The following is a 16481-nucleotide window of genomic DNA, read 5'->3' on the forward strand; positions in this document are numbered from 1 at the left end:
CTTATTATACTTCGTAAATGCCGTTTTTCTGGCCTAAAAAAACAGCAATCGAACCCTTTTACAGCGGTCAATTACTTTGCGCAGATATTATTAGCAGTCTTGTTAGCGTATAGCGTTGTGAATAGTTACAATTGTTGTGTGGGTATGCGTTACATCATTTTATTTATTAAAACTCATTGTTTTTCATTAGTTTATTTGTATTTTCGGCTTTTCAAACCTGTGGTTATGAATAGAGTTACTTAAACTTTCAGCCGAGTCCTAGTCCGCTGAGCTGAAATTTGGTGCTGTAAATGATAAAGTAGTCTTACCATTGAAAACATGGTTCTCAATAAAACTAAATAAGAGTTAATATTATGGCTAATAGAGAGTTAATGAGACTTGCCAAATTGGCATATTGCAGCAGCCTAGGGAAAGAAGTCGAAAGTGAATGGAATCCGCTAGATAGCGACGTCGAAGCGTTTGAGCTAAAAAAAATGCTTGGACTTGAACTTCGTACCTATGAAAATGGTCTCGATCCCCATCAGTATGCAAGCGCGCATTACATGGTTAACGATGGCTATTCAGGTTGGGTTCATGAAAAAATTAACGGTGACGCAACTGTCGATATCCGACCTGTCGTTCGTCGCGTATTGGTCCGCGCCGCTGCGGAAATTGGTAAGCAAATATAATTTTGCAGTAAGCCTGCTATGTTTTTATTATCCTGTTTACATTGCAGGAAATATATTGGCTACGGCTAAAACTTGCCATCAGGTTGTTTTTTTAAAGCCTAACAAAGTTTCTGCGAATCACTCGTCGTTGATTTTAAGAATAGGCCTTATTTATTATGGCCTATTCTTGTCGTGGTGAAAAAGAGTAATCTAGCGACGCAGAATGTCGCTTCATGTCCGAACGCTTACTCTTCGTGAAGGGCACACTTTCTACACATGTCTAAGGTGAATTTACCTTTTCTCACTTCTTTGCGGATTTGTTTAAACCACTCGCTGCCCCAAATATCCAACAAGTTATTATTGAGCACATTACCGAAGCTGTGTTTAACGTGGAAATCATTAGTACACACTACCTCACCGGTATAAGTGATTGAAATCTCATCTGAGACGTAGTGGCATGATTTCATCTTACGCGCTATCGGCGGCTTAACCGTTCCCGCGCGATTGAATAGCGCCAGACCCTCGAGATTGCGAACCTTGATGACATTCTGCGTTTCCGGATTGTCTTTTATAATCGAGGTGAATGATTTGGGGAAGTTTTTGGTGTGCTGAGTCACCAGAAATCCGCTAACGCCTGAGTCTACTAGTTTCTTATACATCTCATAATTAAGCAGTATGCCGTTGGTATGTATAACGATTTGGGCATGAGGCAGCTTAGCGTGGGCGTAAGCCATAAGCTCTGGCAGCCGCTTATCCATCAGTGGCTCACCAAAAAAGTGAGGAGACAGTCGGCCAGAATATTTGATGGCGGATAAATCGTCTACCGCTTTGCGAAAGACCTCTTCTGGCATGTAGTTAACGCCGCGACCGCCATCAAGCCATAATGTTCACACCAAAGGTCTGTAATAGCAGCACAATATTAAGTGCCAAGATAATAACGGTGCCGATGACGGAGATAATGACCGTTGTTCTGCTGTTTACAAACTCGCCCATTATATCGCGGCGGCGGGTAAACATGACTAAGGCTATCATTGGTGCGGGCAGGGCAAGACTCAGCACGACCTGACTGTAAACCAGCGCGTCCGTGGCATTCACACCCATCGCCACCACAATAAAGGCGGGGATCATAGTCACCAGACGACGCACCCACACCGGAATTCTGAAGCCAACAAACCCTTGCATGATCATTTGACCGGCCATCGTGCCGACTACTGAGCTTGATATCCCGGAGGCGATAAGAGAAAGCAGAAATACCCCCGCAGCGCCAATACCGAGCAGTGGCGTCAACGTGTGGTAGGCCGTTTCTATTTCCGCGACATCGCTGTGGCCGCTGTGAAACGCACTCGATGCCATAATGACCATCGCTATATTCACCAGACCGGCCACGCTGAGGGCAATAATGACCTCGATATTAGAAAATCGCAGCAGCTTTCTTCGTTCCTTCTGATTCTTAACTTCAGTACGATTTTGTGTAAGCCCAGAATGCAGAAAAATAGCATGTGGCATTACCGTCGCACCAATTATTCCTACCGAAATAGTCAGCGCCTGCGCATCGGGTAGCTGGGGCATAATCATACCCATTCCCGCTTCAGCCCAGTTCACCGGAACAATAAACATCTCGACCAAATAACACAGAGCAATAATGGCAACCAAGCCGCCGATCATTAACTCAAGCGGGCGGAATCCACGTCTCTCAACCATGAGTAATACATAGGTAATAACGGCAGTGATACCCATCCCCACCAATAAAGGCATACCAAACAGTAATGAAAGCGCGATGGCACCGCCCAAGAATTCAGCCAGATCGGTCGCCATTGCGGCTATTTCACTCACGATCCACATTCCCCAAACTACCGGTTTAGGAAATTGTTCGCGGCACATCTCGGCTAGATTCTTATTGGTGACAATCCCCAGCTTGGCCGACAGCGCCTGAAAAAGCATTGCAATCAGGTTCGCCATCACCACTACCCACAGGAGGGTGTAGCCATAGCGCGAACCGGCCTGAATATTGGTCGCAAAATTACCCGGATCCATATAGGCAATCGACGCAATAACCGCTGGGCCGGCAAACAGCAGCGGCGTCATCATGCCGCGCTTACGTCCGTCTAAGGCTTGCCCAATGGCCTTATTCGTCCTCTCGGTCAGTGAGGAAGAGTGCTTCATCTCGTGCATAGTCGTTCCCGCCCCTGTAATACTTGCCCGTAAATGTTGAGTGGTTTTTATTCTATAAACTCAATATAGCATTGGCTATACTCTATAGGTCAGGCTAATTTGTGGGTAAAATTGTTTGATTTTGTTTCAAAGAGTGGGGAGCAACAGAACGGACAGTGCGGAGGGGTAAGTCACTTTTCTGGATAACGGCGGGAGCAATATTGACCGGTATATAGGGGCCGATGTGGAGGCCATTATTGATTACATCCAGAGAAACGTGATCTCTAATCCTTGTGTGGGCCAAATCACCAATATGGGTGGGGTACCTTCACCCGTACAGACCACAGAGGGCCTCTTAGTGTGGCACTTGCAGTTTGCCTGTCTATACGGCGAATAAGTTAAATTCAATCATACAGGTCGCCATGTGGCGGCCTTTTTTTATGCTTAAAAGAGGCTAAAAGATGGCAAAGAACTGCGCTACAGATAACACAAAGCTATTTGGTCGCGCCGTCATTATTGAAGTGGCGGACGGCTGCTCTGACACGGTACCGGGTGAAGGAGATTTCATGCTTCTCGTTGCCGGCACAACCAAAACTTTCGACTTCAATCCTAATACCACCAACTCATCCGCTGATGATACCAAGGGCTGGGTTGAAAATATTGTTACATCCAACGACCTGACTCTATCGTTTGAAGGTGAAGTCCACGTTAACGACAAAGCGGATCAGTATGGCGTGTACCGATTCATCAAATATTACGCCGCTGAAACGACAGCAGGACGCCAACCCACTCTCTGGGTGCGCATGTTCTTCGGTCAGTTGATGATTCAGGCTTATATGGTTATCACTGCGCTCAGTAACGACGGCGGCACGGATGATATCGTGACTTTCTCCACTGAATTCAAAGTCGCTGATGGCACCACTGTATCCGTTGATGACATCGCACCAGCTGTACCGGTTACAGGCGTGAGCGTTACCCTTGCAGCTGCAAGCATGGCGGTGGGTCATGCGCGCCAGTATCAGCAACCAAGAAAGCTGTTACCTGGTCATCATCTGATGCGACTAAGGCAACGGTCAATGCCAGCGGCCTTGTTACGGCAGTCGGGGCAGGTTCGGCAACAATCACGGCAACAACGGCTGATGGAGCTAAAACGGCAACTAGCGTTATCACCGTTATTGCAGCGTAAGCAAACCAAAGGGTGGCAAAAGCTGCCCTTGATTTTGTTTATGGAGGATTTGATGACGCCAATAAAAGAGATCGGCGAGTGCCTGATTGGGGCTGGAGACGATGATTATTTTTTTAGGCCATCATTCTCGCATATGATGCGCATTGGCAGCCCGCAGGAAATTGTTCAGGCTTATTACGACCTGCACAACAATGAGGTGCAAAGCCTACTGCTTGATATGGTCAACGCAACCGGCAGCTTGCCGCAATGGTTTATCCAATATCTCAACACCTGCTCAGCGGCCAGACGGGCCTTAATGGCTTCAATGGAAATAATGAACGCCTGCTGTGACGCTGATATCTCTGTCCTGACTGGTTATCTTGTGCCAAGCAAAACCGGCAAGCGGGCGTTCGTGTGGAGGCAGGGGGCGTTACAGCTCTCAGATATGATGCTGATAGCCTCATCGCTCATTACGCACGGCATCATCGGCAAAGCGAAGGTGCGGCAGTTGCAGCGCAACGAGGGCGGCAGCACGACGACCGAGTTTAAGGCTATCGACTACATCAACTCGGCCCGCAATCACTTCGGCATACCGCGGCAGGAGGCCGAAAATCTCGCTATGACCGAGTTTATTCTGATGATTAATGCTAAATACCCTGAGCAGAAGGGCTTTACTCGAGAGGAGTATGACTCCGTGGTTGATAACTATTTCGAGATGAAAGAGAAGCGGCTGGCAGCTTAGTTCAACTTAATGTTTTTTTTATTTCCAAGTATACAACCTACGTTTTGCAACATCTAATGGCACACGAGAAAAGCATCAGAAGGATGCTAAGCAGTAGACAGGGCTTTTGTTAAATGATATTAAATTCAAAAAAATCACAAAGATAAACTATGTCGAAAATCAGTGCCCCTTCGAGGATTTGCATTTATTCTGATGAGGATAGACCAAAGACTCTCAGCTTTTTTGCGGACATCAAGAATCAAGCCTTGTTTTTTGCCCGGAATCTCGTTGTAGATCTAACACAAGTTGAGTTCGCCTCAGCAGCTGCATCAACCCTAATGTTTGCTGTAGTCAATCATGCCCAACTTACTAGAGGAGACGCTAATTCCATCAAATTCATTTTTCCGGATAAAACACAAAATCCGCAGGGTAACAAGTGGATTGTTGGGACCGGATTATCTAAAGCACTTCTAGCAGGAAACTTAAGCCGACTAGATGCGTTAACGAGCAATGAACAATATTTTCAATCAGCTGTCAAACCTTATGAGCATTACCCTAAAACAGTTTTAATGTTGGATAAGCAAGCAAAGTTATCGGTAGGACAATTTGATGCATTAACTGCTGCTATAAGTGAGGCCATGATAAATGTTTCTCACCATGCCTATAAATTTTTACGTTTTGAGGGTTTTGTGAGTGCAGTTGGTGGCGAAAGGTGGTGGCAGTGTGCGTGGTATGATCCTGTTGGAGATGAGGTCGTTTTTATCATATGTGATTTAGGTATAGGAGTTGGTGAATCGTATAAATCAGGAAATCATGTGATAGCTTTCAGTGGTGAGCCCGACTGGGTTTTGCATGCTTTAAGCTTCGGTGGAACTAGATTCTCTGATTTAACTGAGCGTGGGAATGGCTCAGAAGATATGAAGAGGCCAATTACGTTGGGTGAATCAGATAATGAGAGTCTATTGGTTTATACGGGGCAGACCAAATACATCTATACTTCATCCCAGCAGATACCTGAATGTACATACATGCCAGAGCGTATACCAGGAACTATTGTTCAGTGGTCGCTGAAGAGAACGAGGAGTTAAAATGAATACAATATTGATCTCTAGGCAATTTTCGAAAACGCCATTTGGACGTTATGTGTCAGATGGCCCGCACAGTGCTGAACGCTTTAGAAGAGAATGCTTAGCTCCTGCTTTTAAAGAAGTTAATGAGCCTGTGGTGGTAGACTTTGATGGGATATCATTGGCTATCGGCTCCTCTTTTCTTGAGGAAGCTTTCGGGGGATTGATTCGCAAAGAAGGTATACCTAAAGATAAGGTAAAAAAATACTTGATTATAAAAAGTGAGCTTCCATTTTATAAACAGCAGATTGCTCGTTTTATTGATCGCGCTGAGCCTGAAAAGGTTAGGTGAGGGAAAAGCTTTTTATGTCAAATTTGCCATTAGTTCTTTCTTTGACAGGGCCAATTTTGGTCCTAATTGGCTGGAAAGTAGTATTTTACAACGCTCGAAGAATCGCAACAAGAAGTGAGAGCAAATCGATAGTTGACAGTCTTGTGAAAGTTATCAATGAAATCAATGATGTATCAGTTGATTACTGGGTTCCTAAAACGTCAGATGAGTTTCAGAAGTACCTCTTAACCGTATCTGCGAAATCCAGCCAATTTCAACACTATGTAAATGTTTTATCAAATCGAGGGGTTAAATTAGACGTAGCACTTTTGTCAGTTATCGCTGATGACGCAACTCTTGATGCCGAATATGCTTCTGCTATGACTGATGAGGAGCGAATTCAAAAGGCACATTTGGTTGTGGAAAGTTCAATGAGTGGGCTGCGTCACATCTTTAGCTGTTTTGAAAATGCATACCCTCCAGTTACAGAAATCGAAATGTATGAGTATTTTTCTTGGTGTGACGATGCTCATAAGAACCACTCATCTTCCAAAGTTGAAATCACTGTATAGCGCGAGCCTGGAAATTATATTAGCGCTCATAATAGACCCCGCAAAGCGGGGTTTTTTATTGCCTAAACCCACTTAACTGTAGGTTTTTTATTGTGAAATTGATGTTTTGTTTGTTAGGATATTTCCGATTGTAATAAAAGGAAATGACTGTAATGAAGAAGTTATTGATAGTAGCACTTGGTGTTATGGTTTTAGCAGGATGCGCATCTTCAGGAAACAAAGCACTGCAAAAGGAAAGTGAAACAAGCGTCCAAACAAAAATAAAAGAAGGCGTTACGACTAAAGCACAGGTTAAGTCGAACTTTGGATCGCCTGATAGTGTCAATTACACGGATGGTGGGAAGGAAATTTGGAAGTATGGTTTCGCAAAACTTAAAGTTAATGGGACCTCATTTATTCCTTTTTATGGCTTATTCCACAACGGAACGCACGGAACCAAAAAAGAGTTGACCATTCTTTTCAACGGCGATGTTGTAGAAAAATACAACATGTCTGAATCTGCGGTGGAAACAAAGACGGGTTGGGCAGACTAGCCTGAAGATTAATTCCTATGACCTCGCTCAGGCGGGGTTTTTTTATGCCTAGAGAAAGGTAATGGCCGGTAATCAAAATGCAGGATCTATTTACTACGATGTTGAGTTAGAAACTGCGCAGTTGCTTACTGGCGCCAGCAAAGTCGATACTGAATTAGAGGGTATTGCCTCTTCAGCAAAATCAACCGGCAAGTCAGTAGATATGCTAGGTCGAAATGCTAGCTCTATTGGCAAAGCAATGTTATCCCTTGGTGCTAATGCTAGCGTAGCTGAGGGATCGGTTTCTAGGTTGAAAGAGGTGGCCAAGAACTTAGCACTCGCCATATCGGTTGAAAAAATCGCTGAATATGCAAACGCATGGGTCACTGTAAGTAATAAGCCGATCAACTCAGTAAGGTCCACTGAAGATCTAGCCACCGTCACGCAGAGAGTTTTCGATATATCACAAGACACCCGCTCGGGGCTTGAAGCAACTGCCACGCTGTACGGCTGGCTTGAAAGAGCAACTAGGAGTGCGGGAACAAGTACAGCAGATCTTTCGAGGCTGGTTGAGACGGTTTCCCTTCCAAAATAAATCTCAAATGCCAAACTTTTTTGCCGGAAACGGGGATGTATAGATAGAGGCCATTGCCATCTAAAAGTCGGTAGGATTTTTACCCAGCAAAGGGGGGTGGCTGTCAACATACTAGCATCAACTGTGACGAACTGTTGTTGGGCGGTAGTACTGGTTTTTAGGGGGATTTGCGGACGAGGAAGAACTGAAAAAACCTTGAGGTGGTGTCCCCTACAGGAATCGAACCTGTAACTAGCCCTTAGGAGGGGCTTGTTATATCCGTTTAACTAAGGAGACATAGCTGCCACGGGGGGCAGCGCCGGCACAGTATACCCATTTTCATCTGAAAAATAAGGCATTGCGGGTTTGTTTGCTCAATACTTCATCATTTGACCGCCTTTGGGCCGTCTTTAGGGTTCTTTTGAGCTTTTTTGCGCTCGTTGCTTAAATCATTTCTAATTTGAGCGTGGCTGATCAGGGCGAATATAAATGTGCCGCCGATGATGTTGCCCGCGAGAGTTGGCAGTGCAAAAGGCCACAGAAAATGCTGCCAAGGTATCGCGCCGGAAAGTACCAGATATAACACTTCAACCGAACCTACGACGATGTGGGTCAAATTACCGATGGCGACCAGATAGGTCATCAATAGGATCACCCAAATTTTTGCCGCGCCTGCGCTGGGAAGCATCCAGACCATGGTGGCAATCAACCAGCCGGACACCACGCCGCCAACAAACATCTGGCTCGGATCTTTCTCCATCACTTCCATGCTGATGCTATGCATCGCCTGCATTATCGAGGGTTCAAACAGCGGTAAAGAGATAAACGCCAACGACGCACAGGCTGCGCCAATCAGGTTACCGGCCAGCACTACGCCCCACAAGCGGAACAAAATACCGAAATTTTTCAGCGTCGGTTTGTGCATGACCGGTAAAACGGCGGTGACGGTATTTTCAGTAAACAGCTGCTGGCGGGCCATGATTACTATAATAAACCCGACGGTATAGCCGAGATTCTCAAGGAAGAAACGGGCCGGGGTGTCTTCTAGCTGTTCGTGAAGAATGGCTTTAGTGACCAACGAAGCGCTAATGGATAAACCGGCGGCGATTGCGGACCACATTAGCGCCAGGCCGTCTCGCTCCAGCTCTTTCTCGCCCTCCATGCGGATCTGTTCATGCACGGCAGCGGCGCGCGAGGGGAGATTCTCTTCATCCACCTCAATCTCGCTGCCGTCATCATCCTCTTCACTGTCAACGTCGGGGCCGTTTTTATAGTTTTTTTTATCTGCACGGGGGGAATTGAGACTCATCACTGACTCCTTGGTGTTAATCCAGCGTTCGAAAAATTGGGCGTGATAAAGCGCAGCGTTTACATTTTGTATCACTCAATAAGCATAGGTTATTTTTTTAACCTTTTATTGCATGCAAACTCCGCAGCCAAAGCCTACAGCGTTTGTAAGGGCTATGTTATTATTGCCGCCCCGTTAGATAAGAGACTCGCCCATGTTCGAAGCGCTTAACCTCAGTTGTGTTCGTGACGAGCGAACCCTGTTTAGCAGCTTAAGTTTCACCATCCAGCCGGGCGAGATAGTCCAGATTGAAGGCCAGAACGGTGCCGGTAAAACAAGCCTGCTGCGAATTTTAGCCGGGCTTTCCGCTGCCGATGAAGGCGAGGTGCTTTGGCAAGGTCAAAACACGCGCCGCCAGCGTGAGGTTTTTCATCAGAATTTACTGTTTCTGGGTCATCACGCGGGCATTAAATCTGTGTTAACGGCCTATGAGAATCTGGCTTTTTATCAGTCGGAGAAAGGGCAGGCGGCACAGGATGCCATTTTCGATGCGTTAGAGCAGGTCGGCCTGCTAGGTTATGAAGACGTGGTAGTGGCGCAGCTTTCTGCGGGCCAACAGCGCCGCGTCGCGCTGGCCAGGCTGTGGATTAGCCGCGCGCCGCTGTGGATTTTGGATGAACCTCTGACCGCCATCGACAAGCAGGGCGTCTCTGCGCTCATTGAACTGTTTGAACATCACGCCCAACACGGCGGCATGGTGTTATTAACCACCCATCAGGATTTACCCGGCGTGAGTCGCGCAGTGCGTAAAATTCGTCTCACCAGTGCAGAGCTAGCCTAATGTTTATTAAAGTTTTACGCCGCGAACTGAAAATTGCTTTTCGAAAAAGCGCCGAGATTATTAACCCGCTATGGTTTTTCTTGATAGTCATCACCCTGTTTCCATTGGGTATTGGCCCTGAGCCAACGCTGCTGGCGCGCATTGCGCCGGGCATTGTCTGGGTGGCGGCACTGCTGTCTTCGCTGCTCTCGCTTGAGCGGCTTTTTCGCGATGATTATCTCGACGGTTCGCTCGAACAACTGCTGCTGTTGCCCGCGCCGTTGACTCTGACGGTCATTGCCAAGGTCTGCGCGCACTGGATGGTCACTGGACTGCCGTTATTAATTATTTCTCCGCTAATTGCGTTGCTGCTGTCACTGGATTTTAAAATTTGGGAGGCGGTGGCGTTAACCCTGCTGCTGGGCACGCCTACGCTGAGTTTTATCGGCGCTATCGGCGTTGCGCTGACCGTTGGGCTGAGAAAGGGCGGGGTGCTGCTGAGTTTACTGGTGTTGCCGCTCTATATTCCTGTGCTTATCTTTTCGACCGGTGCGATTGATGCGGCGTCGATGGCAATGCCGATTGGTGGATATCTGGCTATTTTGGGTGCAATGCTGGCCGGAAGTTTTACTTTGGCGCCCTTTGCCACCTCGGCAGCGCTGCGGATCAGCGTGCATTAATCAATCAGCGTGATGATTACTCTTAGGCACTTATTGGTCATAATATTTCAAATTAACCATAAATAGAGTAATGAGTTTACTTGCGGTTACAATACGCTAGAAAAAACGCAACCTTTGACTAACATCACACTTCTGGTTAGTGAACAATAGGCGCTATGCCCAAAAGAGCGGAAGGTGACCCACGCGTCCCTGACTGCCCTGCGTAACCCAAAAAAGGTTTACGGCATTTGAAACAGTGTAATTTTAACGTGAGCAATGACAAATAATGTGGAAATGGTTACATCAACTCGCAAGGCCTGAGCGGCTTTACCACGTCTGCGGCCGTTTTATTCCTTGGCTGGCTATCGCGGGTATTGTTTGCCTCCTTATAGGCTGGGTGTGGGGGTTCGGCTATGCGCCTCCCGATTATCAGCAGGGTAACAGCTATCGGATTATGTATATCCACGTGCCTGCCGCTATTTGGTCAATGGGTATTTACAGCTCGATGGCCATCGCCGCCTTTATCGGTTTAATCTGGCAGATGAAAATGTCCGAGCTGGCAATGGCCGCCATGGCGCCGGTCGGCGCGGTATTTACCTTTATCGCGCTGGTGACCGGCTCTGCTTGGGGTAAACCGATGTGGGGCACCTGGTGGGTGTGGGACGCGCGTCTGACTTCTGAGCTGGTGTTGCTGTTCCTTTATCTGGGCGTGATTGCCTTATATAACGCCTTTGAAGATAAACGAACTGCGGGCCGCGCCGCCGGTATTCTGGTGCTGGTCGGGGTAGTGAATATCCCAATAATTCATTACTCGGTGCAGTGGTGGAATACCTTGCATCAGGGTTCAAGCGATTTTGGTAAAACCATTGATCCCAGCATGCGTTATCCGCTGTTTTGGTCAGTGTTCGGCTACCTGTTCTTCTTTATTACCCTGACGCTGATGCGACTGCGCAACCTTATTATCAATCAGGAGCGTTCACGTCCCTGGGTGGCTTCGCTGGTGAATAAGGAGCGGGGTTAATGAACGCTGCATTCCCTACTTGGCAGGCATTCTTTGCGATGGGCGGCTATGCCTTTTATGTTTGGCTTTCCGTTATCGTCACGCTGATTTCATTATTTGGTCTGGTTATTCATACCGTCTGGCAGCGTCATAAACTGTTGGCTGATATTCGCCAGCGTCAATCTCGCGAACAGCGTATTCGGCAATCCAGAAAACAGGCCGGTGCAGCCCAGAAATCTGCGGCACCGAAGCCACCGGAATCTTCCCGGGAGAAGTTATTGTGAACACTCGTCGTAAAAACCGCCTTTATCTCGCCCTGATCGTATTAGTGGGATTAGGTTTGGCCACCACGCTGGTCATGTATGCGCTGCGCTCCAACATTGACCTGTTTTACACGCCTAGTGAAATTCTTCAGGGTAAAGGTAAAGACCATGAACTGCCGTTTGTCGGTCAGCGGCTGCGCATTGGCGGCATGGTGATGCCTGGCTCGGTAAAACGTGATGATAAAACCCTTGAAGTGCACTTTAAAATCTATGATGCACGCGGTGCTATCGCGGTGACTTATTACGGCATTTTGCCCGACCTGTTCCGTGAAGGGCAGGGCGTAGTGGCTCAGGGCGTGATGCAGGCCGATAACGTTGTCATGGCGAAGCAGGTTTTGGCCAAGCATGATGAAAAATATGTCCCACCGGAAGTAGAAGACGCAATGAAAGATAATCATACGGGACCTGCCTCGGCTTATGTTCCTCCTGCGAAAGGAAACGGCCAGTCATGATCCCTGAAATTGGTACTTTTGCTCTTTGCCTGGCGTTAGGCCTGTCAACTTTATTGAGCATTTATCCCCAATGGGGGGCGGCAAGGCAGGACGAGCGGATGATGGCGATGGCCCGCCCGCTTTCCTACGGCATGTTTGGCTGTATTTTGCTGGCCTTCATTATTCTGGTTCACGCCTTTGTGGTGAATGACTTCTCGGTCGCTTACGTGGCCAATAACTCTAATACCCATTTACCGGTTTACTACCGCATGGCGGCGACGTGGGGGGCGCACGAAGGTTCCCTGCTGCTTTGGGTCCTGCTGCTCGGTTGCTGGACTACAGCGGTTGCGCTGTTCAGTCGCCGTATGCCGAACGACGCCGTGGCCCGCGTTTTGGCAGTAATGGGGCTTATCACCACTGGCTTTCTGCTGTTTATTCTGCTGACCTCGAACCCGTTCCTGCGTACCTTGCCGAATTTCCCGATTGACGGCAGCGACCTCAATCCGGTACTTCAGGACATCGGCCTCATTTTCCACCCGCCTATCCTTTATATGGGCTATGTCGGTTTCTCAGTCGCGTTTGCCTTTGCGATTGCGTCACTGATGGCCGGACGCCTGGATACCGCCTGGGCGCGCTGGTCCCGCCCGTGGACTCAGGCAGCCTGGGTGTTTCTCACCATCGGTATCGTGTTGGGTTCTGCCTGGGCCTACTACGAGCTTGGCTGGGGTGGATGGTGGTTCTGGGATCCAGTAGAAAATGCCTCGTTCATGCCTTGGTTGGCCGGTACGGCGCTTATCCACTCACTGGCAGTGACTGAAAAACGCGGCACGTTCAAAGCGTGGACCGTATTGCTGGCAATTACCTGCTTCTCACTCTGCCTGCTGGGCACTTTCCTAGTGCGTTCCGGCGTGCTGGTTTCCGTGCACTCGTTCGCCTCTGACCCGGCGCGCGGTATGTTTATCCTCGCCTATCTGGTGATTGTTATCGGCAGTTCGCTGCTGCTGTATGCCATCAAAGGCAACTCGGTGCGTGCGCCAAGCCGCCATGAACCCTATTCACGAGAGAGTTTTCTGCTCGGCAACAATGTGCTGTTAGTCGCGGCGATGCTGGTGGTTCTGCTCGGTACACTGTTGCCGCTGGTGCACAAACAGCTCGGCCTCGGCAGTATTTCTATCGGCGAGCCGTTCTTTAACACGATGTTTACCTGGCTGATGGCACCGTTGGCGCTGCTGCTGGGCATCGGTCCGTTAGTGCGCTGGCGTCGTGATGAGCCAAGCAAACTGTGGCGTCGTCTGGGCGTGGCGCTGGTGGTGACACTGCTGCTGTCGATTCTGCTGCCTTGGCTGTTGCAGGACAAAATTGTGGGTATGACCGTGGTCGGCATGATGATGTCGGTGTGGGTTATTATCCTGACGCTGATGGAGCTGCACGAGCGCGCGACTCATCGTCATACCTTCTGGCGCGGGCTGACACATCTTTCTCGCAGCCACTGGGGCATGGTGCTGGGGCATTTGGGCGTTGCGGTAACCGTTATCGGCATTGCCTTTAGTCAGAACTACAGCGTTGAGCGCGATGTGCGCATGAAAGCGGGCGATACCGTGGATATCCAAGGGTATCATTTTGAGTTCCGCAACCTCAGCGATATCACCGGGCCGAACTATACCGGCGGCGAAGCCAATATTGACGTCACGCGCAACGGCAAATTTGTCACCGTGCTTCACGCCGAAAAACGTTATTACAGCGTGGCACACAGCATGATGACCGAAGCGGCGATCGACGGTAATTTGGCACGCGACCTTTACGCCGCGCTGGGTGAAGAGCTTGACGACGGCTCGTGGGCTGTGCGTCTTTACTACAAACCTTTCGTACGCTGGATTTGGCTGGGCGGCATCTTTATGGCGGTCGGCGGCATTCTGTGTATTCTCGACCCACGCTACAGAATGACCAAAAAGCTGAAACGTCAGGGCAAAGACGCGGCGGAGGAAGCATGAGTCGTAAAATTCTCTTTATCCCGCTGTTTCTGTTTTTAGCGCTGGCGGCGGCTTTTCTGGTGCAGCTGACCCGCAATGCGCACGGCGATGATCCCACTCTGCTGGAGTCGGCGCTGGTGGGCAAACCGGTGCCGGTGTTTAAGCTCGAATCCCTGTTTGAGCCGGGCAAAACCTATGATCAAGCCGTGCTGCACACCGGCAAACCGATTTTACTCAACGTGTGGGCAACCTGGTGCCCAACCTGTCGCGCCGAGCATGATTATCTTAATACGCTGGCGGCCAAAGGCGTGCACGTGATAGGTCTTAACTATAAAGACGACCGCGGCAAGGCGATTAATTGGCTGAATACGCTGGGTAATCCTTATGCGCTGAGCCTATACGACGGCGACGGCATGCTGGGACTTGACCTCGGCGTTTATGGCGCACCTGAAACCTTCCTTATCGACGGCAACGGCATTGTCCGCTATCGCCACGCCGGTGATCTCAACGAGCAGGTGTGGCAAAAAGAAGTCCGTCCGCTGTATATCAAGTACGGAGGTGACGCATGAGGCTGTTGTCGATTTTTCTCGGATTGGCGCTGAGCTTTAGCGTGTTTGCCGCCATCGACACCTATCAGTTCAAGTCAGTGCAGCAGGAGCAGCAGTATCGCCAGCTTACCGAGCAACTGCGCTGCCCGAAATGTCAGAACACCAACATTGCGGCGTCTGATTCGATTATTGCCGCTGACATGCGTACCAAGGTCTATCAATTATTGAATGAAGGCCAGTCGAGCAAACAGATTGTCGATTATATGGTCGCTCGCTATGGCAATTTCGTGACCTATGAGCCGCCGGTCACGCCTTCGACTTTAATTCTGTGGGTCGGACCTGCGCTGTTTGTATTGGTCGGCGCACTGGTCATTATTTTACGCGCCCGTCGTCGTCAAACGGGTGAGAAGTTCTCTTCGCAGGAACAGCAGCGCCTGGCGCAGTTGCTCGGTGAAAGTGACAGGAAAGAATCATGATTGTTTTTTGGCTGGTCATTGTTGTGTTGATGGTTATTGGCACTGCGCTCTTTATTGTGCCTGTTATTCGTGGCGATCGCGCCGACCTGGCAAACACCCGCGACGATTTGAACAAAGCGTTTTATCATCATCGCCTGACCGAACTTCAGGAAGACGAGGATCAGGGCGTGCTGTCTTCCCCTGAGCGTCCTCTTTTTGTGCAGGAATTGCAGGAAAATCTGCTGAGCGATATTCCCGGCCAAGCGAGCAAAGTGGGTAAACCGATTGCCCGCTGGACGCTGATCCCTGGCGTTATTGTGCTGTTGGTGGTGACCTTTGGTTTTTATCTGTACGCCGGAGGGCTCGGGCAGGTCAGTGCTTGGGATCAGGTCATGAAAAAAATGCCTGAACTGCGCGCACGTGTGGCGGATGCTAATGCCAAACCGCTCGATATGGCTGATATTCAGGACTTAGGATTAGGTTTACGTTCTGACCTGCAAAATGACCCTGATAATGCCAAAGACTGGTTGATGCTGGGTCGTGTCGGTATGGCGCTCAACAATGCCAGCACGGCAACGCAGGCTTTTGCGCGCGCTTACGCACTTTCTCCAAATGATATGGAAATCAAACTGGGGTATGCTGACGTGCTGACCCGTTCGAGCGATCCTCAGGATAATATCAACGGTGGCAACATGCTACGTGATATGCTCGAACATAATCAGGGTAATCTGCAAGTATTGAGTCTGCTAGCATATAATGAATATGAACAGGGTCATTATCCGCAGGCGATAGGTGCATGGCAGGTGATGCTGAAGATTCTGCCTGCTGACGACAAGCGCGCCGAGATGGTCAAAGCCAGCATTGAGCAGGCCAAAGCTAAGTCCGGCATGGACAAGGTAAAACTGGGCGTTGCCGTCACGCTGTCGCCTAAAGCGCAGCAGCAGCTTCCTCAGCAGGGTACAGTATTTATTTCAGTTACAGACGGCAGCAGCCCCGTCCCGGTCGCAGTCAAAAAACTGCCACTCAGCCGCTTCCCGCTCTCTGTCACTGTGGATGATACCAACGCCATGATGCCTGAACGCTTGCTTTCTTCGTTGCATCAATTAAAAGTACGCGTACGTATTTCACAAAATGGCTTGGCGACTCCGGCATCGGGTGATTGGTACGGCGACAGCACGTTAACCGATTTTTCGGGGAGTGGACAGGTCAATATTGAGATTAATCAGCAGGTTCCGTAAATCGGGGCC

20 protein-coding genes, 1 tRNA gene and 3 pseudogenes are annotated in these 16481 nt (G+C 49.0%); 19 read left to right on the forward strand and 5 right to left on the reverse strand.

The window, feature by feature from the left end:
• The first annotated feature begins 371 nt into the window (after positions 1-371).
• Positions 372-668 (forward strand): hypothetical protein, encoded by a 297-nt coding sequence (locus BS639_RS10970; protein WP_055779369.1) that lies wholly within the window; start codon positions 372-374, stop codon positions 666-668.
• Between the two features lie 224 nt (positions 669-892).
• On the opposite strand, the gene BS639_RS10975 is transcribed toward BS639_RS10970, so the two are convergent.
• On the reverse strand, positions 893-1498 hold the full coding sequence (locus BS639_RS10975) for a radical SAM/SPASM domain-containing protein (RefSeq protein ID WP_084983102.1): 606 nt from the start codon (positions 1496-1498) through the stop codon (positions 893-895).
• 22 nt (positions 1499-1520) lie between these two features.
• Positions 1521-2819 carry an Nramp family divalent metal transporter gene (locus BS639_RS10980; protein ID WP_084983103.1) on the reverse strand — a complete coding sequence of 433 codons (1299 nt, stop codon included), beginning with the start codon at positions 2817-2819 and terminating at the stop codon, positions 1521-1523.
• Positions 2820-3030: 211 nt separating this feature from the next.
• On the opposite strand from BS639_RS10980, the gene BS639_RS25345 reads away from it, so the two are divergent.
• The 9 genes and pseudogenes from BS639_RS25345 (at position 3031) to BS639_RS11020 (ending at position 7761) form a co-directional block, all read left to right on the forward strand.
• Positions 3031-3195 carry a phage tail termination protein gene (locus BS639_RS25345; protein ID WP_456153887.1) on the forward strand — a complete coding sequence of 55 codons (165 nt, stop codon included), beginning with the start codon at positions 3031-3033 and terminating at the stop codon, positions 3193-3195.
• A gap of 169 nt (positions 3196-3364) precedes the next feature.
• Positions 3365-3643, forward strand: a pseudogene (locus BS639_RS25275) (phage tail tube protein); the annotation flags it as partial.
• Positions 3644-3807: 164 nt separating this feature from the next.
• Positions 3808-3984, forward strand: a pseudogene (locus BS639_RS25120) (Ig-like domain-containing protein); the annotation flags it as partial.
• Between the two features lie 52 nt (positions 3985-4036).
• Positions 4037-4705, forward strand: coding sequence for a DUF6246 family protein (locus tag BS639_RS10995; protein WP_173882087.1), 669 nt, complete (start codon positions 4037-4039; stop codon positions 4703-4705).
• Between the two features lie 149 nt (positions 4706-4854).
• A complete protein-coding gene (locus BS639_RS11000; protein WP_084983104.1) occupies positions 4855-5772 on the forward strand; it encodes a hypothetical protein in 918 nt (305 codons plus the stop codon).
• 1 nt (position 5773) lies between these two features.
• Positions 5774-6103 (forward strand): STAS-like domain-containing protein, encoded by a 330-nt coding sequence (locus tag BS639_RS11005; RefSeq protein WP_084983105.1) that lies wholly within the window; start codon positions 5774-5776, stop codon positions 6101-6103.
• A 14-nt stretch (positions 6104-6117) separates the two neighbouring features.
• The gene (locus tag BS639_RS11010) at positions 6118-6654 is read left to right on the forward strand and encodes a hypothetical protein (RefSeq protein WP_084983106.1); all 537 of its coding nucleotides are present in this window, start codon (positions 6118-6120) and stop codon (positions 6652-6654) included.
• A 152-nt stretch (positions 6655-6806) separates the two neighbouring features.
• On the forward strand, positions 6807-7187 hold the full coding sequence (locus BS639_RS11015) for a hypothetical protein (RefSeq protein WP_084983107.1): 381 nt from the start codon (positions 6807-6809) through the stop codon (positions 7185-7187).
• Positions 7188-7425: 238 nt separating this feature from the next.
• Entirely contained in the window at positions 7426-7761 is a 336-nt protein-coding gene (locus BS639_RS11020; protein ID WP_324615966.1) for a tape measure protein, read from the forward strand.
• On the opposite strand, the pseudogene BS639_RS24985 reads toward BS639_RS11020, so the two are convergent.
• The 3 genes and pseudogenes from BS639_RS24985 to BS639_RS11030 form a co-directional block, all read right to left on the reverse strand.
• Positions 7745-7840: pseudogene (locus BS639_RS24985) on the reverse strand (hypothetical protein); the annotation flags it as partial. The gene BS639_RS11020 and the pseudogene BS639_RS24985 overlap by 17 nt on opposite strands.
• A 122-nt stretch (positions 7841-7962) precedes the next feature.
• Positions 7963-8037, reverse strand: a tRNA-Arg gene (locus BS639_RS11025).
• Between the two features lie 88 nt (positions 8038-8125).
• Entirely contained in the window at positions 8126-9049 is a 924-nt protein-coding gene (locus tag BS639_RS11030) for a formate/nitrite transporter family protein (protein WP_055779361.1), read from the reverse strand.
• Between the two features lie 193 nt (positions 9050-9242).
• Here BS639_RS11030 and ccmA point away from each other — a divergent pair, with 193 nt between their 5' ends.
• The 9 genes from ccmA (at position 9243) to ccmI (ending at position 16472) form a co-directional block, all read left to right on the forward strand.
• Positions 9243-9869: a cytochrome c biogenesis heme-transporting ATPase CcmA gene (gene ccmA, locus BS639_RS11035; protein WP_055779357.1), complete on the forward strand. Its 627-nt coding sequence runs from the start codon at positions 9243-9245 to the stop codon at positions 9867-9869.
• Positions 9869-10528 carry a heme exporter protein CcmB gene (ccmB, locus tag BS639_RS11040; RefSeq protein ID WP_084983109.1) on the forward strand — a complete coding sequence of 220 codons (660 nt, stop codon included), beginning with the start codon at positions 9869-9871 and terminating at the stop codon, positions 10526-10528. The genes ccmA and ccmB overlap by 1 nt, the downstream gene beginning before the upstream one ends.
• Before the next feature lie 265 nt (positions 10529-10793).
• Complete coding sequence (locus BS639_RS11045) at positions 10794-11528, forward strand: heme ABC transporter permease (RefSeq protein ID WP_055779351.1); 735 nt, start codon at positions 10794-10796, stop codon at positions 11526-11528.
• Positions 11528-11791 (forward strand): heme exporter protein CcmD, encoded by a 264-nt coding sequence (ccmD, locus tag BS639_RS11050; RefSeq protein WP_055779348.1) that lies wholly within the window; start codon positions 11528-11530, stop codon positions 11789-11791. Before BS639_RS11045 ends, ccmD begins: the two co-directional genes overlap by 1 nt.
• Positions 11788-12282 carry a cytochrome c maturation protein CcmE gene (gene ccmE / locus BS639_RS11055; protein ID WP_055779345.1) on the forward strand — a complete coding sequence of 165 codons (495 nt, stop codon included), beginning with the start codon at positions 11788-11790 and terminating at the stop codon, positions 12280-12282. The genes ccmD and ccmE overlap by 4 nt, the downstream gene beginning before the upstream one ends.
• The gene (locus tag BS639_RS11060) at positions 12279-14252 is read left to right on the forward strand and encodes a heme lyase CcmF/NrfE family subunit (RefSeq protein WP_084983110.1); all 1974 of its coding nucleotides are present in this window, start codon (positions 12279-12281) and stop codon (positions 14250-14252) included. Before ccmE ends, BS639_RS11060 begins: the two co-directional genes overlap by 4 nt.
• A complete protein-coding gene (locus tag BS639_RS11065; RefSeq protein ID WP_084983111.1) occupies positions 14249-14800 on the forward strand; it encodes a DsbE family thiol:disulfide interchange protein in 552 nt (183 codons plus the stop codon). Before BS639_RS11060 ends, BS639_RS11065 begins: the two co-directional genes overlap by 4 nt.
• The gene (locus BS639_RS11070; protein ID WP_055779336.1) at positions 14797-15255 is read left to right on the forward strand and encodes a cytochrome c-type biogenesis protein; all 459 of its coding nucleotides are present in this window, start codon (positions 14797-14799) and stop codon (positions 15253-15255) included. The genes BS639_RS11065 and BS639_RS11070 overlap by 4 nt, the downstream gene beginning before the upstream one ends.
• A complete protein-coding gene (ccmI, locus tag BS639_RS11075; RefSeq protein WP_055779333.1) occupies positions 15252-16472 on the forward strand; it encodes a c-type cytochrome biogenesis protein CcmI in 1221 nt (406 codons plus the stop codon). The genes BS639_RS11070 and ccmI overlap by 4 nt, the downstream gene beginning before the upstream one ends.
• The last annotated feature ends 9 nt before the right edge of the window (positions 16473-16481 follow it).

It is taken from the genome of Rouxiella silvae (assembly GCF_002093625.1).
Lineage (GTDB): Bacteria > Pseudomonadota > Gammaproteobacteria > Enterobacterales > Enterobacteriaceae > Rouxiella > Rouxiella silvae.